Annotated in this window: 19 protein-coding genes; 5 read left to right on the top strand and 14 right to left on the bottom strand. The window is 62.1% G+C overall.

Annotated elements, in window-relative coordinates:
• Positions 1-26: 26 nt before the first annotated feature.
• Positions 27-305, bottom strand: coding sequence for a DUF1153 domain-containing protein (locus T8A63_RS07830; protein WP_067939991.1), 279 nt, complete (start codon positions 303-305; stop codon positions 27-29).
• A gap of 120 nt (positions 306-425) precedes the next feature.
• On the opposite strand from T8A63_RS07830, the gene mnmA reads away from it, so the two are divergent.
• Positions 426-1,568 (top strand): tRNA 2-thiouridine(34) synthase MnmA, encoded by a 1,143-nt coding sequence (gene mnmA / locus T8A63_RS07825; protein WP_322345444.1) that lies wholly within the window; start codon positions 426-428, stop codon positions 1,566-1,568.
• 6 nt (positions 1,569-1,574) lie between these two features.
• Here mnmA and lpxB read toward each other — a convergent pair whose 3' ends face one another.
• From lpxB to pyrH, 13 genes are all read right to left on the bottom strand, one after another.
• On the bottom strand, positions 1,575-2,726 hold the full coding sequence (gene lpxB / locus T8A63_RS07820) for a lipid-A-disaccharide synthase (protein ID WP_322345443.1): 1,152 nt from the start codon (positions 2,724-2,726) through the stop codon (positions 1,575-1,577).
• Positions 2,723-3,523: an LpxI family protein gene (locus T8A63_RS07815; RefSeq protein ID WP_322345442.1), complete on the bottom strand. Its 801-nt coding sequence runs from the start codon at positions 3,521-3,523 to the stop codon at positions 2,723-2,725. Before T8A63_RS07815 ends, lpxB begins: the two co-directional genes overlap by 4 nt.
• A complete protein-coding gene (gene lpxA / locus T8A63_RS07810) occupies positions 3,520-4,302 on the bottom strand; it encodes an acyl-ACP--UDP-N-acetylglucosamine O-acyltransferase (RefSeq protein ID WP_067939984.1) in 783 nt (260 codons plus the stop codon). The genes T8A63_RS07815 and lpxA overlap by 4 nt, the downstream gene beginning before the upstream one ends.
• On the bottom strand, positions 4,299-4,769 hold the full coding sequence (fabZ, locus tag T8A63_RS07805; RefSeq protein ID WP_067628883.1) for a 3-hydroxyacyl-ACP dehydratase FabZ: 471 nt from the start codon (positions 4,767-4,769) through the stop codon (positions 4,299-4,301). The genes lpxA and fabZ overlap by 4 nt, the downstream gene beginning before the upstream one ends.
• A gap of 82 nt (positions 4,770-4,851) precedes the next feature.
• Positions 4,852-5,436 carry an OmpH family outer membrane protein gene (locus T8A63_RS07800; protein ID WP_322345441.1) on the bottom strand — a complete coding sequence of 195 codons (585 nt, stop codon included), beginning with the start codon at positions 5,434-5,436 and terminating at the stop codon, positions 4,852-4,854.
• A gap of 4 nt (positions 5,437-5,440) precedes the next feature.
• On the bottom strand, positions 5,441-7,774 hold the full coding sequence (bamA, locus tag T8A63_RS07795) for an outer membrane protein assembly factor BamA (RefSeq protein WP_322345440.1): 2,334 nt from the start codon (positions 7,772-7,774) through the stop codon (positions 5,441-5,443).
• A gap of 206 nt (positions 7,775-7,980) precedes the next feature.
• Positions 7,981-8,106: a hypothetical protein gene (locus T8A63_RS07790; protein WP_260009468.1), complete on the bottom strand. Its 126-nt coding sequence runs from the start codon at positions 8,104-8,106 to the stop codon at positions 7,981-7,983.
• Between the two features lie 143 nt (positions 8,107-8,249).
• Positions 8,250-9,593: an RIP metalloprotease RseP gene (gene rseP / locus T8A63_RS07785; RefSeq protein ID WP_416153246.1), complete on the bottom strand. Its 1,344-nt coding sequence runs from the start codon at positions 9,591-9,593 to the stop codon at positions 8,250-8,252.
• Positions 9,594-9,606: 13 nt separating this feature from the next.
• Positions 9,607-10,788, bottom strand: a complete 1,182-nt coding sequence (gene dxr, locus T8A63_RS07780; RefSeq protein WP_322345438.1) for a 1-deoxy-D-xylulose-5-phosphate reductoisomerase — start codon at positions 10,786-10,788, stop codon at positions 9,607-9,609.
• A 6-nt stretch (positions 10,789-10,794) separates the two neighbouring features.
• On the bottom strand, positions 10,795-11,586 hold the full coding sequence (locus T8A63_RS07775) for a phosphatidate cytidylyltransferase (RefSeq protein WP_322345437.1): 792 nt from the start codon (positions 11,584-11,586) through the stop codon (positions 10,795-10,797).
• 11 nt (positions 11,587-11,597) lie between these two features.
• The gene (gene uppS / locus T8A63_RS07770) at positions 11,598-12,335 is read right to left on the bottom strand and encodes a polyprenyl diphosphate synthase (protein WP_300053616.1); all 738 of its coding nucleotides are present in this window, start codon (positions 12,333-12,335) and stop codon (positions 11,598-11,600) included.
• A 48-nt stretch (positions 12,336-12,383) separates the two neighbouring features.
• A complete protein-coding gene (frr, locus tag T8A63_RS07765) occupies positions 12,384-12,950 on the bottom strand; it encodes a ribosome recycling factor (RefSeq protein ID WP_007120421.1) in 567 nt (188 codons plus the stop codon).
• A 172-nt stretch (positions 12,951-13,122) separates the two neighbouring features.
• Complete coding sequence (pyrH, locus tag T8A63_RS07760) at positions 13,123-13,848, bottom strand: UMP kinase (RefSeq protein ID WP_067628872.1); 726 nt, start codon at positions 13,846-13,848, stop codon at positions 13,123-13,125.
• A gap of 130 nt (positions 13,849-13,978) precedes the next feature.
• On the opposite strand from pyrH, the gene miaA reads away from it, so the two are divergent.
• From miaA to T8A63_RS07740, 4 genes are all read left to right on the top strand, one after another.
• Positions 13,979-14,869, top strand: coding sequence for a tRNA (adenosine(37)-N6)-dimethylallyltransferase MiaA (miaA, locus tag T8A63_RS07755; RefSeq protein WP_322345436.1), 891 nt, complete (start codon positions 13,979-13,981; stop codon positions 14,867-14,869).
• 100 nt (positions 14,870-14,969) lie between these two features.
• A complete protein-coding gene (locus tag T8A63_RS07750) occupies positions 14,970-15,746 on the top strand; it encodes an AraC family transcriptional regulator (RefSeq protein ID WP_322345435.1) in 777 nt (258 codons plus the stop codon).
• A 309-nt stretch (positions 15,747-16,055) separates the two neighbouring features.
• Positions 16,056-17,144 carry an ABC transporter permease gene (locus T8A63_RS07745; protein ID WP_067628867.1) on the top strand — a complete coding sequence of 363 codons (1,089 nt, stop codon included), beginning with the start codon at positions 16,056-16,058 and terminating at the stop codon, positions 17,142-17,144.
• A 12-nt stretch (positions 17,145-17,156) separates the two neighbouring features.
• Positions 17,157-18,623: an ABC transporter permease gene (locus T8A63_RS07740; RefSeq protein ID WP_322345434.1), complete on the top strand. Its 1,467-nt coding sequence runs from the start codon at positions 17,157-17,159 to the stop codon at positions 18,621-18,623.

Below are 18,623 nucleotides of genomic sequence, written 5' to 3'. Positions count from 1 at the left end.
GATACTAGATAGGCTAGCTTAACAACTTAAAGTTGTCTATACTTTTTTAAGGCAGTGGCCTTCAGCGCGGCCTCTCCATGCTCTGTAACCGCATGCAACCATTCCATAAATTCGTCATCGCTAATGCCATAACGCTCCAGCGCTTCGGATTGGGTGATCAGCCCATAGACCACCCCCCGCACCACCGCTGCCTTGCGCGAGGCGACCCACCTTCGCGTATCTGCGCCGGGCAAATCGGCGCGTGACATCACGCTCCCGTCAGCGAGGGTAACAGACCGTGGCCCATCGACTTTTTTCAGGTACATCGCATCATCCGCCATTGTTCTGGCGGCCAATAACCCCCATCTGCCTTAACGCGGCGTGAAGCCTGCCCTTGTGACTAGGTAGGATTTTCCTATATTCGCGCACAAACTCCGGAGAGACCCATGGCCCTTGATCAGACACCGCCGCTTAATTCGCTTGGCTTTGCCAAGGCGCCCGCCGATACGCGCGTCGTCGTGGCGATGTCGGGCGGTGTGGACAGTTCCGTCGTGGCGGCCATGCTCAAGGACGAAGGCTATGACGTCGTGGGCGTGACCCTGCAGCTTTACGATCACGGCGCCGCGCTGGCCAAAAAAGGTGCCTGCTGCGCGGGCGTCGACATTCAGGACGCCCGCCGCGTGGCCGAAGAGATGGGCTTCCCGCACTACGTGCTGGACTATGAGAACGTCTTTAAGGACGCCGTGATCGATGATTTCGCCGACAGCTACCTCGGCGGTGCCACGCCCGTGCCCTGCATCCGCTGCAACGAGCGGGTCAAGTTCAAGGACTTGCTGGAAACCGCCAAGGATCTTGAGGCCGACTGTATGGCCACCGGTCATTATATCCAGCGCAAGATGGGCGAAAACGGGCCAGAGCTACACGCCGCCGCCGATGGCAACCGCGACCAAAGCTATTTCCTATTCTCCACCACCGAAGAGCAACTCGACTACCTGCGCTTCCCGCTGGGCCATCTGCCCAGTAAGGACGACACCCGCAAGCTAGCCGCGAAATACGGGCTGGAAGTCGCGGATAAGCCCGACAGTCAGGACATCTGTTTCGTCCCCAATGGCGACTATGCCGCGGTGATCCGCAAACTACGGCCTGAGGCTGCCGATCCCGGCAATATCGTCGATACCGAGGGCAATGTGCTGGCGAAACATGAGGGTGTGATCCACTACACCATCGGCCAGCGCCGGGGCTTGGGCATCGGTGGTCTGGCCGACCCGCTCTATGTGGTGAGGTTGGATGCCGAGCGCAAAGAGGTCGTCGTCGGCCCGAAATCCATGCTCGCCACCCGCAAGATCCCGGTGCGAGAGATCAACTGGCTGGGCGATGAGCCCCTGACCTCGCGCCCGGAGTGGCACATCGCCGTGCGCGTCCGCTCCACCCGTCCGCCGCGCGATGCGATCCTGCGCCCGATCAGCGCGACCGAGGCCGAGGTTGAACTGCTGACCGCCGAGGAAGGCGTGTCGCCGGGTCAGGCCTGTGTGTTCTATGATCCTGAAAGCACACGCATCTTCGGCGGCGGCTGGATTCACCGGGGCTGATCCCGTCTACATCCGGGCCAGCACCGCCCGTGCGGCCCGCAGGCCCGGTGCCTCGCCACCCTGCCCCAAACGTTGCATCGTCAGCGCCATCGCGTCCTTTTGTGCGCCCGGTGCCCGCAACACCTGCAAGACGCCTTCGGCGATGGGTCCGGGGCGGCAGTTCGCCCCGATGAACTCCGGCACCACGCGGGTTTCCGAGACGAGGTTGACCAGCGTTACCGTATCCACCCGCAGCATCCGCCCGATGATCTGGCGGCTGATCCAGTTCATGTCATAGGCGATGACCATTGGCGTGTTCACCGCGGCCAGTTCCAGCGACACGGTGCCCGAGGCCGCCAGCGCCACATCCGCCGCGCGAAAGGCGGCGCGTTTGGTGGCGGTGAACTCTTCGGACGCCATATCACGCGGGTCCAGCACCAGCGGGTTGCCCGCCCAATTGCGCGTCACCTGTTTGACCAATGCCGCCACGGGGGCCGCCGCTGGCACCACGACGCGCAAGGCCGGCTCTGCCTCGACCAGCCGCGCGACAACCTGCTGGAACACTGGTGCCAGCCGGGTGACCTCGCCCCGGCGCGAGCCGGGCAACGCCAGCAACAGCGGTGCATCGGCAAGACGGTGCTCGGCGCGGAAGGCCGCAGCGGCGGCGTCATCGGCTATTGGCTCGGCCACCACCGGGTGCCCGACGAAATCGCAGGCCATGCCCGCCGCTTCCATATAGGGCGGCTCGAAGGGGAACAGCGCCAGCACATGATCAACCGAACGCGCCATCTTTTCGGCCCGGCCGGGGCGCCATGCCCAGACAGTCGGGGCCACGTAATGCACTGTTCTGATGTCGGATTTCTCTTTCACCTTACGCGCCACGCGCAGGGAAAAATCTGGGCTGTCGATGGTAATGAGCACATCCGGTTTCGTCTCGACCACCGCCTGTGCCGTCTCATTGATCCGGGCCATCAGCGCGCGGTACTTGGGCAGGATCTCCGCCAGCCCCATGACGCTGAGCTCGTCCATGTCAAAGCGGCTTTCCAGCCCCTGCGCCATCATCATCGGCCCGCCGATGCCGTCGAAGGTCACCTCGGGGCAAAGCTCTTTCAGCCCCGCCATCAGCGCACCGCCCAACCGGTCACCGGAAGGCTCGCCTGCCAGAATGAACACCCTCATGCAGCATCCCCCTCTCGGACCCAGAGCACCAGACCCAGCTCATCGGCCAGCGCCGCGCAGGCGTCGCGCTCCAGCAGCATCACGCCGCCCGCCATGACCACCACGCCCGCCAGCCCCGCCGCATGGGCGGCACGCAGCGTATCGGGGCCGATGGTCGGAAGGTCAATCTCGCGGATTTGGCCAGTTTTCGGGCCTTTGCAGAGCACTGCGCGCGCGCCCTGTATAGCCTCCGGCAGGGTTGCAAGCAGATGATCCGTACCCCCGATAGTCTCGACCCCGTAGACCTGCTCACGCCCAATCACGCAGGCCTGCCCGATGTCGAGCGTGGCCAAGCCATCGAGCACGGCAGCACCACGCGCGGCATCCCGGCGCATCTGTTCATCTGGTAGTTCGCGCGACAGTACACCGCTGTCGGCGAGCAGGTCGGGCACCAGTTCATCGGCCCCGACCACCCGAAGGCCATGGTCTTCGAAAATCGTCTTGATCACCTCAAGCGCCCCATTATCACCCGCTGCCAGTGCCTGTTTGAACTGCGGCACCAAGGGCGCTGTGCGGATATCGAGCTTTGCGGGGTCCAGCGTGGGCCGGTCGATAGCCCCGCACAGACACACATCTCGAATACCCACGCCCAAAAGATGCGCCAGAAGGCTGCCCAAGGTCTCCAACCGAAAGGTCAGATCGGGCTTCAACCCATCGGGCGCGCAGCCCTCATAGGCGCAGACCAACGGCGGCTCGGCCTGCGCTGCCGCCACCCGTGCGGGCAAGCCGCCGCGCCCGGCGATCAGCGCAAGGCTCATTTCGGCGTCAAGAAATGGCGGCCCGTGTCGGCCATGACGAAATCAACGATCTGGCGGACGTAATCGCTTTGGGTCTCGTCCCCCAAACGCCGCGCCCGGTCCGAGAATGTCCCCTCGCCCTGCGCCAACATCTGGAACGCGGCCCTGAGCGCCGTGATGTCGCTACGTGCCACACCGGCGCGTTTCAGCCCCACAAGGTTCAACCCGTCCAGATCACCCCGCGGCGCTTGCACAAGCCCGTAGGGGATCACATCATTGGTCACCATGGTCACTGCGCCAATGATCGCGCCTTGGCCGATGCGGACCCACTGATGGATGCCCGAAAGCCCGCCAATGATCACGTCATCTTCGAGCACGCAATGCCCCGCCACGGCGGCGTTGTTCACCACGATCACCCGGTTGCCCACGATGGCGTCATGGGCAATGTGACAGCCCGCCATGAACAGCCCGTCGTCGCCCACGCGCGTCACCCCGCCACCGCCTTCGGTGCCGCAGTTCATCGTGACATGTTCGCGGATGCGGTTGCGTTCGCCTATGACCAGACGGCTGGCTTCGCCCTTGAACTTCAAATCCTGCGGAATCTCACCGATCACGGCGAAGGGAAAGATCACCGTGCCTGCGCCCACCTCGGTCTGGCCGGTGACGACGACATGGGATTTTAACTCCACATCCGCCTTCAGCACGACCTCAGGCCCGACGACGCAAAAGGGGCCGACGCGCGCCGAAGGGTCGATCTGCGCGCCCTCTTCGATCACGGCACTGGGGTGGATATTGCTCATGCTGCGTCCTGTGGCAGGTCTAACATCGCCATGAATTCGGCCTCGGCGGCCATTTCGCCCTCGACCGTGGCAACACCGCCGAATTTCCAGATTTTCGCACCCGGCTTGCCGCGCAGGGTCGTGAGATCCATCCGCAGCACATCGCCGGGGCCAACCTTGCGGCGGAACTTACATTTGTCGATCGACATGAAATAGATCAGCATATCGCGGTCCTGCATGCCAAGGGCGGTGCCCACCATCACGCCTGCTGTCTGGGCCATCGCTTCAACAATGGTGACGCCCGGCATGATCGGCGTGCCGGGGAAATGGCCCTGGAAATGCGGCTCGTTCATGGTGACGTTCTTGTAGCCGACAGCACTCTCGGTGCCCTTGATCTCTTCGACCTTGTCGACCAGCAAAAAGGGATAGCGGTGCGGCAGGATGCGCTGGATCAACTGGATATCGGCGCGCAGCAGCTCTTCGGTCATGGACTGTCCTTTGTAACAGAAGGTTGCTGAATGGCTACCAATTCAGGCGGCTGGGGGCAAGCATCCCCGCGGAACGCGCGGATCAGTCGGCGTCGGTCAGCCCGGTTCCGATCGCCTCATCCAGCAGGGCAATCGCCTCATCCGTGACCTCAATCACCGAGGAAGAAACAAAGACCCGCCGCCGCTCAAGAATGACCGCCGCATCGGAATTGCGCATCAACTGCTCAAGCACCGGGGCCGCGGCAGACAGGAACCGCTCCCGCTTAAGATCCAACGCCTCGCTCAGCGCCCGGTTTTTCGCCGCCTGCTCTGCCCGGGTCCGCTGGACCTTCTCGTCAAAGGCATCGGCCAGCAACCGGAACTGAGCGGGCTTCATCTGCGACCGTTTTTCGGTGAGGTCGCGTTCTTCCGCCTCTAGTGCCGCTTCAATCTCGCGGTTTTCGGTGGCCAGCTGCTCACTCTCGACTTCGATCTCGCGGGTGACGCGCTGGCCAAAGGCACTGTCGTGGAACAGGCGCTCAGAATCGATGGTCAGCACGGGGCTGATCACACCGCCCCGCGCGGGGGCTGGCGTGTTTGTTTGCGGCTCTGCCACGGGGGCCTGCTGCGCGAGGCCGGGGGTGACCCCGGCCAGCATCATCACCAAGGGGATGAGAGCGCGGCGCATGGGCTTAGAACGTGGTCCGCAGCGTGACCTCAAAGCTTTGCTCTTTGTCAAAGCTCTCTTTCTTCAGTGCGTCGGAGACGTTGAACTGAAGCGGGCCAAGCGGCGTGTCCCAGAAGACCGAGAAGCCGATCACATGGCGGAAAGAACCGCCTTCGCCGACGATGGTGCCGCCCGTGGTGTCGACATCGCTCAGATCCCACAGGTTGCCCACGTCATAGAAGACACCACCAGAGATGCCATATTCCTCGGGCAGACCCAACGGGAACTCCGCCTCGAAACGGGCCACGGCAAAGAGGTTGCCGCCAAGTGCGTCGTCCACACCGTTGCTCTGATCGCGCGGACCGATGCCGCCCGGCTCAAAGCCGCGCATGATCGACGGGCCAAGGATGAAGCGGTCAACCGCGCGGTTGGTGCCGCCATTCCATGCCAGCGCACCGCCCTCAAGCGTGGCGCGCAGGGTCACTTCCTCGTTAAAGATGCGCTTTTCGCCCGCGATCTTGGCTGTCGTCTTGATAAACTCGTTATCCCCACCAAGCCCGGCAAAGTCCTGCCCGAACTCGAACAGGATGCCCTGTGTCGGGTCCAGCCCGGTGCGGCGGGTGTCATAGGTGTAGGTGTAGCCGAGGGAGGAAGAGAACAACGCGCCCTCCGCGATTTCATTCGCGATGGTGGCGCTGTTATCCTCATCATCACGCTCCAGCATCTCGATCCCTTCGAGGGTATAGCGCGTCGACAGACGGCCATTCTCGCTGACCGGGAAAGTCAGGCTGGGCTGGAACACCAGACGTTCGGTGTCATAGCTGGTGTAAGACGAATTGGTTTCCGCATAATCAAGCTTGAGACCAAGCGCCACGTCACGCCCCAAAAAGCGCGGCTCGACAAAGGTCACGCCATAGCGCGTGGCATCTTCGGCGGTGGAGATCGACAGGTTCAGCCGTTGGCCGCGCCCGAGGAAGTTTTCCTCCTGAAAGCTGACTGCCACTCCGAAACCGTCGTTATTCGAGAAGGAGCCGCCAAAGTTCAGCGAGCCGGTGGGCTTTTCTTCCACATCCACGTCAATCACGACCTGCTCGGGGCTGGAGCCTTGGCGGGCGTTGACCTCTGCCGTCTCAAAATACTGCAGCGCCCGGATACGTTCTGCCGCTTGGCGAATTTCGCGCGGGTTGAACGGGTCACCCTCCACGCTGTCGAACTCGCGGCGGATCACCCGGTCAAGCGTGGTGGTGTTGCCTTCAATGTCGATCCGCTCAACAAAAATACGCTCGCCACGGGACAACTTGTAGGTCACGTTGAGCGACAGGTCACGGTCGTTGCGGTCGATCACCGGCTCGACGCGCAGGAAATCGACACCATCGCGGATCGCTTGGCGCTCGATCCGGGCGATGTCATTCTCGATCAGAGTGGGCGAGTAGATCACGCCGGGGCGGATTTTGAGCAGGTCACGGTACACGGCGGCGTTCAGACCGGGCACTTCGGATTCGACCGACACGTTGCCGAAACGGAACTGCTGCCCCTCGGTGATGTTATAGGCCACGAAGACGCCATCGCGTTCTTCGGTCAGCTCGGCGTTGACCGCCTCGGTACGCATGTCGACATAGCCGCGCGAGAGGTAGAAATCCCGCAGCATCTGCTTATCGGCCTCGACCCGGCCTTCGACATAGGTGTCACGTTTGACAAAACGGCGGAACAGACCCGCCTGTTTGGTGTCCAGCACGCGGCGCAGACGCCGGTCGGAATAGACCCGGTTGCCGACAAAGCTCAGACGCTCGATCTCGACGTTGTCGCCTTCGAAAATTTCGAACACCAGATCGACGCGATTTTGATCGCGGCGGATGATGCGGGGCTGCACGCGGGCCGACAGACGGCCTTCGTTACTATAGGCCTCGGCGATGGCGGCGGCGTCTTGCTCGGCTTGGCTGGGATTGAACACCCGACGCTCGGTCGAGCCGATGAGTTCGGCCAGCATCTCATCCTTGATGCGGCGGTTGCCCTCAAAGCTGACGCGGTTCAGCGTCGGCAGTTCCACCACCGTGATGACCAGCGTGTTGCCCTGCGGCTCAAGAGAGACGGATTCGAACAGGCCCGAGTTTTGCAGGTTCTGATAGGCGTCGTTCAACTGACCGCCCGACACCGCCTGCCCGCGCCCGATACCGGCCCGGCGCAGAATCGCGCTGTCGCCGATCCGCTCGTTGCCGTCGATGACGACCGTGTTGAACTGATATTGCTGCGCCTGCGCTTGGCTGCCCGGCACGAGCCAGGCCACGGACAACATGACACAAAGCGATGCCCCCCGAAGGGTCTTGCCAACATTGCTGCGCTGCGCCCACTCGACGGGCATTCTGCCCTCGTTCCTCAGTCCCATTACACCGACCCGTTTTTTTACGACATTGTTGTCAACCTGACTACGCAGGTTAACGGGGTTTGTCAAAAGCAACGGCCGAGAAAATATACCATATCATGCGGCAAGTTGGGCCAGAATGACATCATGAGCCAAGATCGTGCAGCAGCACCCGATAAGGCTCTCTATCACGCACTCGCAAGCATTCAGAGAGAGGCGACAAAGGCCCCGGCAGAGAGCGCCGCTGCAATGGCCGCGGCAAAGAACGCACGGTCCCAGTTAAGGTCCAAAAGCAGGCTGAGGCCGCGGTATGATCCTTGTAAAACGTGCATCATGGGTTCCTTCTTGATGAAAGATGACCATAGCCAAGGATTGCGGCACGATTTTGTTCAATTATGACCATTTCAAGGCATTACGCCCTGCCCGTTAGGGCAAGGCGCAGGCTGTCTTTCAATCTCAGGGGGTCCGCCCGGCCCTATGGGCAGAACAAGTCGTTCCCAAGTGCAAAGAGCATCAAGGTCAGCACCAAGGCGATGCCCATGGTCATCAAAATCCGCAGCGCGCCATCGCTGGGCGGTTTGCCGGTCACGGCCTCATAGGCGTAAAACACCAGATGCCCGCCGTCCAAGGCCGGGATTGGGAAGAGGTTCAGCAGACCGACCGCCGTGCTCAGCACCGCGATGAAATAGATGAAGGACTGCGCCCCTTGGCTCGCCATCGCGCCCGAAGTCTGGGCGATGCCCACCGGGCCGCTCAGGTTGCAGGTGCTGATATTGCCGACGATCATCTCGCGCAGGCCCGAGATTGACCCGGTGATGATGCGCCAAGTGTTATCTAGGCCCGAGCTAAGCGCCTCCCCCACGCCGGGCGTATCTGTTGCGGGCACGAAGGCCATTCCGCCGACGATGCCGATGCGCAGATTTTGCTTGAAACTGCCATCGGGCTGCGGCTCATCCGTGGCTTTGGGAACGAGGGTGAAAGGCAGGCTCTCGCCGTCGCGCCAGACGGTCAGCTCCTGCGGCGCCCCTTCGGAAGCTTCGACCACCTCTTTCAACTCACCAAAGGCCACGATCTCTTGCCCGTTGACGGCGGTGATCACGTCACCGCTGCGCAGACCCGCCTCTTGCGCTGCCGATTGCGGCGCGACATTGCTGACCAGCGGCGGCATCAGATAGGGGCCGGGCACGGTCAGGTCTGCCCCATCGCGGGTGATGTCATAGCTCAAGACCGCTTCTTGGGGCAAATTCGTCAGGAAATCGCCATAGCCCCCACCGGCAGCGAGCGAGGGCACCGGCGCGCCTTCGACCGCGCGCAGAATGTCGCCCGGCTGCAACTCATAGGCAGCGTTGGGAAGCTCCCGCAGCTCTCCCACGGTGAGCGGATCGCGGGCGGTGCCAGCGGTCATCGCCACGGCGAAAAAGATGAGGATCGACAGGGTAAAGTTGAACACCGGCCCCGCCGCCACGGTCAGCGCGCGGGCATAAAGCGGCGCGCCGTGCATCGTGTGGCGCAGCGCTTCGGGGTCTTCTGCCAGCGCCTCCATCGCGGTTTCGTCCTTGCCGGACGCCGCATTGGAATCGCCCGCGAATTTCACATAGCCGCCAAAGGGCAGCAGCGCGAACTGCCAGCGCGTGCCGCGCTTGTCGATGCGCGAAAACAGCACCGGGCCGAAGCCCAGACTGAAGACATCCGCTTTGATCCCGGTCCAACGGCCAACGATGTAATGGCCGTATTCGTGGATCGCCACGATCACCGACAGCGCCACGACAAAGGCCAATATCGTCCAAATCAGCCCGCCGAACTCCGGCAAATATCCCATGATGTCCAACGTGCTATCCTGCTCTTTTATGAATTGCGGCTGTCGCGGCCTTACGTGCGAGATGGTCGGCTTGGCCCACCAAATCAAGTGTCATATCGTCACTGCCCCGACCCAAAGATGCGTCAGACGCGCGTGCGTCCAGAACCTCTTCGACGATCTCGGCCATTTCTGTAAAGCGCAACTGCCCGGCGATGAAGCCATCCAGCGCCACTTCCTTGGCCGCGTTAAAGACTGCGCCCATCAGCCCCCCCGCCGCCATGACCTCCCGCGCGAGGCGCAGCGCGGGCCAGCGGGCGTCGTCGGGCGCGGTAAAATCGAACCGTCCGATCTTGGTGAGATCCAGCCGCTCCACCGGCAAAGGTGCCCGCTGCGGGTGGTGCAGCGCATAGCCAATCGCGTGACGCATGTCAGGCGGTCCGACATGGGCCATCAGCCCACCATCGCAGAACCCCACCAACGCATGGATCATCGACTGCGGATGCACCAGCACTTCGATAGCCTCAGGCGAGACGCCGAAAAATTCCCGCGTTTCAATGACTTCCATCGCCTTATTAAACATCGAAGCCGAGTCGATGGTGATCCGCTGCCCCATGTCCCAGTTGGGATGGTTCGAGGCTTGGTCAAGCGTCGCATTGGCGAGGTCTTTGAGCGGCCAATCGCGAAACGCGCCGCCGCTGGCAGTAATGATGACGCGCTCAACAGCGGTCATATCCTCGCCCACCAGCGCTTGGAAAACGGCGGAATGTTCGCTGTCGACCGGCAGGATCGTGGCGCCATTGCGCTCGGCTTCGCCCATGATCAGCGCCCCGGCGCAGACCAGCGATTCCTTATTGGCCAATGCCAGTGTGCCGCCTTGGCGCAGGGCAGCCAGCCCCGGTGCCAACCCCGCGGCCCCGATGATCGCCGACATCGTCCAATCCGCCGGACGCGATGCCGCCTCGGCGATCGCGTCAGACCCTGCCGCTGCCTCAACCCCGCTGCCGCTGAGCGCATCGAGCAGATCGTCCAACAGGTCTTCGCGTGCGGTGACGGCCACCTCGGCGTTCAGCGCTTTCGCATCCGCCGCCAGTTGCGCGATATTACCCGCCCCGGTCAGCGCCACGACATCATAGCCGTCAGGCGCGCGGCGGATCAGGTCAATCGTGTTTTGACCGATGGACCCGGTCGCCCCCAGTATCGAAATCTTGCGCGGCATAGCGGATCAGTTCACGCCCGGCGGGAAGCCGATCAGCGGCCCGACGATCAGCAAGAACACCGCAGCGCCCAGCATTCCATCAAAGCGGTCCAGCAGACCGCCATGGCCGGGGATCAGCGCCGAGCTGTCTTTGACGCCCATTTTCCGCTTCATCCCCGATTCCGCCATATCGCCCATCTGCGAAGCCATCGACAGCGCGACCGAGATGCCAACAAGTTGCAGCCCAAAGCCTGTGTTGAAGGAAAAGATCAGCCCAACAACAGCCGCCCCGACCCAGCCCGACGCGGTGCCGGACCATGTTTTCTTGGGGCTGACCTTGGGCCAGAACTTCGGCCCGCCAATGGCGCGACCGGCGAAATAGCCCACCACATCGGTGACCACGACCACCAGCACAAGCCACATCAACCAGCCAAAGCCCATGTCATCGCGCAACTGGATCAAACCAAAGCCCGCCAGCAGGATCATGGCGGTAAAGCTCATGTAAAGCGTGCGGTTGGCGCTCAATAGCGCGAAGCCCAAAAGCGCGGGTGCCAGCAACAACGGCAGCCCAAGGCCGACGGGCAGATAAACCGACGCCAACACCGCCACGCCCGTCACCAGCCCAAGCTGCCAAGATTCCGCCTGCCCCGGCCCGCGCAGCATGCCGACCAATTCCCAGACCATCATGCCGCAAATCAATGCCACCAGCAGATGAAACACCACACCGCCCAGCCAGATGCCCAGCAGGCCAATCAGGATCATGGCGCTGGCAGACAGCATCCGCGCCCGCAGGTCGGACCATTGTTCAGGTGATTTCATCGCAGCTCTCCTCAGGTCTTGACCGCACCGAACCGCCTGTCACGCCCGCCATAGGCGGCGCAGAGCCGGGCGAATTCCTCGCGGGTGAAATCCGGCCACAGCGTGTCGATGAACTCATATTCCGCATAGGCCGATTGCCACAGCAGAAAGTTCGAAATCCGCGCCTCGCCGCTGGTGCGGATCACCAAGTCGGGGTCGGGCAGCACATGGGTATCGAGGTAGCGCGGCAGGGTCTCTTCGTCCACGCTGTCGGGGTCAAGTTTGCCGCTGGCGACATCTTGGGCCAAACGATGCGTGGCGCGGGCCACCTCATCGCGGCCGCCGTAATTCAGCGCAATCGTCAGATTAATGCGGGTGTTATGCGCGGTATGGGCCTCAAGCTCTCCCATCAGTTTGATGAGCTTGTCATCCAGCCGGTCGCGGTCCCCAATAAAACGGACCCGCGCGCCATATTCGCTGAGGCTGCGCATTTCCTTGGAGATATAGCGCCGAAACAGCGACATAAGCCCGGCTACTTCGACCTGCGTGCGTTTCCAATTCTCGGTCGAGAAGGCAAAGATCGTCAGATACTCCACCCCCACATCGGGGCAGCATTCAACGATCTCGCGCACCCTCTTGGCACCGGCGTGGTGGCCAAAAAGCCGGGGCCGCCCGCGTTGGGTGGCCCAGCGGCCATTGCCGTCCATGATAATCGCCACATGGCGTGGCCCGCCGGGTATCGTTTGGGGCTGGGTTTCGGCGGTGCTCATGTCTCGACCTTTTCTTTCAAGTTCTATGTCCCTGCGCGAAAGCGCGGGTCAGACTTGCATGATTTCGGCCTGTTTCGTCTCAAGCTGGTCATCGATGAGGGTGATGAAGCGGTTGGTCAGGTCCTGCACTTCGCCCTCCCAGATTTTCTGGTCATCCTCAGACATCGCACCGTCGTTCTTGGCTTTCTTAATCTGATCCATCCCGTCGCGGCGGATGTTGCGGATCGAGACACGTGCGTGTTCGGCATATTGGCCTGCGACCTTGGTCAACTGGGTGCGGCGCTCTTCGTTGAGCTCAGGGATCGGCAGCATGATGATGGTGCCATTAAGCTGCGGGTTGATGCCCAGACCGCTTTCACGGATGGCCTTTTCAACCTTGCCGACAAGACCTTTGTCCCAAACGTTGATCGTCACCATGCGCGGCTCTGGCACGTTGACGGTGCCGACTTGGTTCACCGGGGTCATTTGGCCATAAGCCTCAACCATCACCGGCTCCAGCATAGAGGCCGAGCCACGCCCTGTGCGCAGCGATGCGAACTCGGTCCGAAGCGACGCAATCGCGCCGTTCATCCGCCGTTCAAGATCATCGGTATCGAGCATAAATTCGTCTGACATGGCGAGCCTGCTTGTTGTTTCCTTGCGTTACGGCTTTCTAACGGTGGCGCGGCGCTTTCACAACTGCCCATTATTCCGCCACCATCTGACAACCGCGCCCTCTTGCGAGAGGCGCGGCGACCTCGGGCCAATCGCCCCGCCGTAGGACGATCCCCGCGCTGTGGTGCGCGTCTTAACCGACGCGGGTGTAAGTACCCTGCCCCGCCAAAATGCCTTGGAAGCCGCCCGGCTCGTCCAGCGAGAAGACGATGATCGGCAGGTTGTTGTCCCGCGCCAGCGCGATGGCAGAGGCGTCCATCACCCCAAGCCGCTTTTGCAGCACGTCGTCATAGCTCACCATGTCATAGCGCTTCGCGTCGTCGAACTTGGCCGGATCCTTGTCATAGACGCCATCGACCTTGGTGCCTTTGAAGATCGCCTCGCAAGACATTTCATTGGCACGCAGGGTCGCAGCGGTGTCGGTGGTGAAATAGGGGTTGCCGGTGCCCGCGGCAAAGATGCAGACCCGCTTCTTCTCAAGGTGGCGCACGGCGCGGCGACGGATATAGGGCTCGGCCACTTCGTTCATCGTGATGGCGCTGATCACCCGCGTGTGAATGCCCAGACCTTCGAGCGCCGATTGCATCGCCAGCGCGTTCATGACCGTGGCGAGCATGCCCATGTAATCCGCCGTGGTCCGCTCCATCCCCTGCGCCGAGCCTTGCAGCCCGCGGAAAATGTTGCCGCCACCGATGACCATACAGATCTCGACACCAAGACTGTGCACCGATTGCACCTCACGGGCGATGCGTTCGACGGTTGGCGGATGCAGGCCATAGCCGAGGTCACCCATCAGCGCCTCCCCGGAAATCTTTAGCATCACGCGGTTAAAGGAGACTTGGGGGGTGTCTTGGGACATCGGGCACACCTTATTATTTCACCAACCGGAGGAGATTTGAGCCTTGCGGCGGTGAGGGGTTTTCATTTCGCGCCAAAATGTCGCAAATACGCCCAAGGTTCAATGCGGGACGTAAGGAAGACGCAAAGAAATGCCGGATATTCCCAAGGCCCAGTTTGACGCGCTGCTGCAAGACCTGCCGCCCGAGCGCCCGGTGCTCATCGCCGGACCGACCGCCAGCGGCAAATCCGCCCTGGCACTCGCCATTGCCGAGGCGCAGGGCGGTGTGATCGTCAACGCAGATGCCAGTCAGGTCTACGCGCCGTTGCGCATCATCAGCGCCCGGCCCTCAGCCGAAGAAGAGGCCCGTGCGCCGCATCTGCTCTATGGTCATCTGGCCGAGGATGCACCCTACTCCACCGGCCATTGGCTGCGCGAGGTGGCGCCGCTGCTGGGCGGCGATCAGCGGGTGATTATCACCGGCGGCACCGGGCTTTACTTCGCGGCTCTGACGCAGGGGTTGGCCGAAATTCCGGAAACCCCGCCAGAGGTCCGCGCCCAAGGCGATGACATGACGCTCAACGACTTGCTGGCGCAGCTTGATGCCGAGACCGCGGCGGGCATTGACCAGCGCAACCGCGCGCGGGTGCAGCGCGCTTGGGAAGTGTGGCAGGCCACCGGGCGCGGCCTGTCGGACTGGCAACGCGATACCGGCGCGCCGCTTTTGCCGCTCGCAGACTGCCTGCCGATCGTTTTCGATGTTGAGCGGGATTGGCTGAACGCCCGCATCGCCCAACGCTTTGACCTGATGTTAGAGCAAGGCGCCTTGGAAGAGGTCGCTGCCCTGCGCCCGCGTTATGACCCCACGCTGCCCGCCCATCGCGCCATCGGCGTGCCGGAACTGATCCGCCACATTGACGGCGATTGGCCCCTGCACCGCGCCCGCGAAGCCGCCGTGGTTGCCACCCGCCGCTTCGCCAAACGGCAGCGCACTTGGATGCGTAGCAAAATGGCAGATTGGCATCGGGTGACGCCGCAATAACCGCAGGGCGCACACAGTTTCTTGCGTTATTCCAACCATCCGATAGCGTGACGTTGTAGATTGTCCCGACAGGGTTGCCATTTCTCGACGAAAGCGCCGCGTGCCCCAAACGCAGATACAAACCCAGACCTTGGCCCAGCTTTCTGCGGGGCAAGATTGGCGGCTGACCCTCGCCCATGAGCGCGACCACCATCTTCTGATCTGGATCACCCGGGGCCAGGGTCGGTTGCTGCTGGATGGGCAACGCCGGGGCATCAGCCCCCATAACGCGCTCTGGGTACCGGCGCGGTCGCTCTTTGCTCTGGAACTGGGCTATCAATGTCTGGGCCATGCGGTGCTGATCCCCGAAGAAAGCGATGTGCGTTTGCCCGAAATGCCGCGCCAGTTGCGCATCCGCGACGGTCTGGCCCAATCCGAAATCGCGGCCCTGATCGAACAGACCCAGCGGGAGGTTCAGCAAGGCCGCCCCCTCCAACAAGACGCGCTGAAGGCTCAGGTCGCGCTGATATCGGTATGGCTCCGCCGTCAGATCATGTCAGACGAACATGCCGCCCCCCGGCCCAAGGCCGGCGACAGGCTCAGCGCGCGGTTCTGCGCCCTGATCGCCCAGCGCGCGCCCAAGGGGGGCAGCATGGCCGATCACGCAGCGGAACTGGGCGTCACGCCGACCCATCTGACCCGCGCTGTCAAAGCGGCCACCGGCAAATCCGCCGCCGATCTCTTGACCGAACGCAGTTGCCATGCCGCCCGGCGTCTGTTGGCCGAAACCGATCAAACCGCCGCCGAAATCGCAGCCTCTCTGGGCTTTGGCTCCGCTGCCTATTTCACCCGTTTCATGCAGCAGCACAGCGGCCTTCCCCCCAGCAAGCTGCGCTGACCCCTGCCCGAATTGTCGCTTTCAGACCCTCAAAATGTCGCAAAAACTCCCTCAAACGGCTCAGCCGAATGTTGACGCGCGACCAATTTATGTGCCTGATGGCTGAACTGCTCTGAAAACAGTCAGATCAACGACCAAGCGCGTGACGCTGGGAAAGACCGCCAATGGGTCTTAGGCATCACAGTGCGCACAGGCAGCACGTCTGCCGCGAACAGAACCGGCGCTGTGATGGCGCCGCACAAATCAAAAAGGCCACAAAGGCCGCATCGTCGGGCCAAGTCACCGCCCGACCCTGCCACAGGGGACCACATGGGACTATTCATTTTGCGCCGGCTGGGTGTGATGTTGCTGACGGCGCTCTGCCTGACGTTCATCGTATTCTGGCTGACCAATCTCTATCCGAACCTCGAAAAGCTCGCCAAAACCCAAGGCAACTTCCGCATGTCCGACGAGGCCGTGGCCAGCTACCTTGAAAGCCGCGGCTATCTGCAACCCACCGTCGACAAGTTCGGCGAATGGCTGGGCGTGTTGCCCGGATGGGTCACAGAGGGCGACACGCCCGAAGAGACCTTTGGCCGCTGTTTCGCCCCCGGCACCCCGGTAGAGGCGCGTCCAACCCGCTGCGGCATCCTGCAGGGCGACTGGGGGTTTTCGACCGTCTTCAAAGAACCTGTCGGTGAAACCGTCCTGACCCGTCTCGCACTGACAGGCAAGCTGATGTTCTGGGTGCTGATGCTGATGGTCCCTTCGGCGCTGATCGTCGGTGTGCTGGCGGGCATGCGCGAAGGCTCCAAGCTTGACCGTTCGCTCTCGACCTTCTCTATCGCTACCACCGCGACGCCTGAATATGTTTCAGGCGTGATCTTCATCGCGGTGCTGGCCTCCTCGCGCTTTGGCCTCTCGCCGCTTCTGGCGGAATGGGGCTGGATCGACAGTAAAACCCTATTTCTCGGCTCCGCGACCTCTGCCATGAAAGACGCCAACTTCTGGAACTTCTTCCTGCCGGTGCTGACCATCTCGCTCTACGGCATGGGCTATATCGCCCGGATGACGCGCGCGTCGATGACCGAGGTGATGACCGCGCAGTATATCCGCACAGCGCGGCTCAAGGGGGTGAAATTCTCTGAGATCGTGCTGAAACACGCCCTGCGCAACGCGCTGATCGCGCCCTTCACGGTGATCATGCTGCAAATCCCATGGCTGCTGAACGGTGTGGTGATTGTGGAGACGCTGTTCAACTACAAGGGCTTCGGCTGGCTCCTCGTTCAAGCGGCGGCGAACAACGACATCGAACTGCTGCTCGCCGTTTCGGTCGTGTCGGTCATCGTCGTTCTTGTGACGCAGTTGATCTCTGATATCGGCTACGTTTTCCTCAACCCGCGCATTCGCATTTCTTAAGGGAGCATGGACATGGAACAACTGACATGGACCGGGTCTCTTGCGGGGCTCAACATCATCTTCCTCGGCCTTTGCGTGATGCTGGCCTTGGCTGTCGCGGCACAGATTGTCGTTTCCTTCCTGCCTGCCAGTGAGGCACAAGAGATCAACCCCGACGGCACCGTTGCCCGACGGGGCGGTGTGGCGGGCGGGCTGAACCGCGCGGTGATCCTGCTGTTTGCGCTGCTGATCCTTGTGGCGCTGATCTATATCGTCGCCGGTGCCTTCATGGGGCCGCAGGCAGGTATCTTCGGCGGCATGTCGCAGCAGATGCTGCCGGTCTGGATCGCGCTGATCCTGACCTTCGCCGTCTCCATCCACTTCAAACGCCGCCTTGGCCTCTACGGCAAGCTTTTCGATAGCACCGTGGGGATGATCGGCTTTGCCATCGTCATGTTCTGGGTCTTCACCGGAGTTTTTGGCGGGTTGTTCGACCTGCTGGTGACCCACGACAGCCTCAGCCAAACGTCGGGCATGAAGAACAAGCTGCCCGGCACCCCGCTGCGCAGCCCCGATGAGGGCGAATACCCGTGGTTCCTGTTGGGCGGTGATAACCTTGCCCGCGATGTTTTCTCTCGGCTGATCAAGGGCTCTTGGGTCGTGGTGCAGATCGCGCCGCTGGCGACGCTCTTTGCCTTCATGGTGGGGATCACGCTGGGCCTGCCTGCGGGCTATTACGGCGGGCGGCTGGATACGATCCTCAGCTTTTTGGCAAACCTAATCCTCGCCTTCCCGGTGATCTTGCTGTTCTACCTGCTGGTCACGCCCGAGATCGTGCTGACCGGCATTCCGAACTATATGGCCGTGTTCCTGTTCATCTTCCCGCTGATCTTCCTCGCCGTGCTGCTGAACTCGCGCTACTACACGCAGCCATCGTTCCGCACGCCGCTGCTGATCGTGGTGCTGGGCGTGGTCGGCTGGCTGTACCTGTCGCTGGTCTCTACCGACGGTGCGATCGTGGCGACGGATAGCTACCGCATCCCGGGCTTACCCGGCATGATCGACCTCTTTGATATCGACGCCGGTGTGCTGGTGGTCTTTGTCTCGGTCGTCTTCGTGAACTCGCCCACGGTCTTCCGCATCGTGCGCGGCCTCGCACTCGACATCAAAACCCGCGACTATGTGGCCGCCGCCCAAACCCGCGGCGAAGGCCCGTGGTACATCATGCTGTGGGAAATCCTGCCCAACGCCCGTGGCCCGCTGATCGTCGATTTCTGTCTGCGCATTGGTTATACCACGATCCTTCTGGGCACTTTGGGCTTTTTCGGCCTTGGGCTAGAGAGCGAAAGCCCGGATTGGGGCAGCACGATCAACGCAGGTCGCCGCCTGCTGTCGCTCTACCCGCACGCGGCCATCGCACCTGCCCTTGCGCTTCTGAGCCTCGTTCTAGGCCTGAACCTGCTGGCCGACGGCCTGCGCGAAGAATCCTTGCGCGACTAA

This window comes from Sulfitobacter sp. OXR-159 (assembly GCF_034377145.1).
Taxonomy (GTDB): Bacteria; Pseudomonadota; Alphaproteobacteria; order Rhodobacterales; family Rhodobacteraceae; genus Sulfitobacter.
Note: the sequence above shows the minus strand (reverse complement) of the source record. Positions and strands in the feature narration are given on the sequence as shown.

What these genes read in the sequence shown, in the direction of transcription:
- T8A63_RS07775 (WP_322345437.1), bottom strand. Translation starts at nt 11,586, where the DNA reads ATGAAATCACCTGAACAATGGTCCGACCTGCGGGCGCGGATGCTGTCT.
- mnmA (WP_322345444.1), top strand. Translation starts at nt 426, where the DNA reads ATGGCCCTTGATCAGACACCGCCGCTTAATTCGCTTGGCTTTGCCAAG.
- lpxA (WP_067939984.1), bottom strand. Translation starts at nt 4,302, where the DNA reads ATGAGCAATATCCACCCCAGTGCCGTGATCGAAGAGGGCGCGCAGATC.
- T8A63_RS07790 (WP_260009468.1), bottom strand. Translation starts at nt 8,106, where the DNA reads ATGCACGTTTTACAAGGATCATACCGCGGCCTCAGCCTGCTTTTGGAC.
- T8A63_RS07800 (WP_322345441.1), bottom strand. Translation starts at nt 5,436, where the DNA reads ATGCGCCGCGCTCTCATCCCCTTGGTGATGATGCTGGCCGGGGTCACC.
- T8A63_RS07815 (WP_322345442.1), bottom strand. Translation starts at nt 3,523, where the DNA reads ATGAGCCTTGCGCTGATCGCCGGGCGCGGCGGCTTGCCCGCACGGGTG.
- frr (WP_007120421.1), bottom strand. Translation starts at nt 12,950, where the DNA reads ATGTCAGACGAATTTATGCTCGATACCGATGATCTTGAACGGCGGATG.
- bamA (WP_322345440.1), bottom strand. Translation starts at nt 7,774, where the DNA reads ATGCCCGTCGAGTGGGCGCAGCGCAGCAATGTTGGCAAGACCCTTCGG.
- fabZ (WP_067628883.1), bottom strand. Translation starts at nt 4,769, where the DNA reads ATGACCGAAGAGCTGCTGCGCGCCGATATCCAGTTGATCCAGCGCATC.
- pyrH (WP_067628872.1), bottom strand. Translation starts at nt 13,848, where the DNA reads ATGTCCCAAGACACCCCCCAAGTCTCCTTTAACCGCGTGATGCTAAAG.
- uppS (WP_300053616.1), bottom strand. Translation starts at nt 12,335, where the DNA reads ATGAGCACCGCCGAAACCCAGCCCCAAACGATACCCGGCGGGCCACGC.
- dxr (WP_322345438.1), bottom strand. Translation starts at nt 10,788, where the DNA reads ATGCCGCGCAAGATTTCGATACTGGGGGCGACCGGGTCCATCGGTCAA.
- lpxB (WP_322345443.1), bottom strand. Translation starts at nt 2,726, where the DNA reads ATGAGGGTGTTCATTCTGGCAGGCGAGCCTTCCGGTGACCGGTTGGGC.
- T8A63_RS07830 (WP_067939991.1), bottom strand. Translation starts at nt 305, where the DNA reads ATGTACCTGAAAAAAGTCGATGGGCCACGGTCTGTTACCCTCGCTGAC.
- miaA (WP_322345436.1), top strand. Translation starts at nt 13,979, where the DNA reads ATGCCGGATATTCCCAAGGCCCAGTTTGACGCGCTGCTGCAAGACCTG.
- T8A63_RS07740 (WP_322345434.1), top strand. Translation starts at nt 17,157, where the DNA reads ATGGAACAACTGACATGGACCGGGTCTCTTGCGGGGCTCAACATCATC.
- rseP (WP_416153246.1), bottom strand. Translation starts at nt 9,593, where the DNA reads ATGGGATATTTGCCGGAGTTCGGCGGGCTGATTTGGACGATATTGGCC.
- T8A63_RS07745 (WP_067628867.1), top strand. Translation starts at nt 16,056, where the DNA reads ATGGGACTATTCATTTTGCGCCGGCTGGGTGTGATGTTGCTGACGGCG.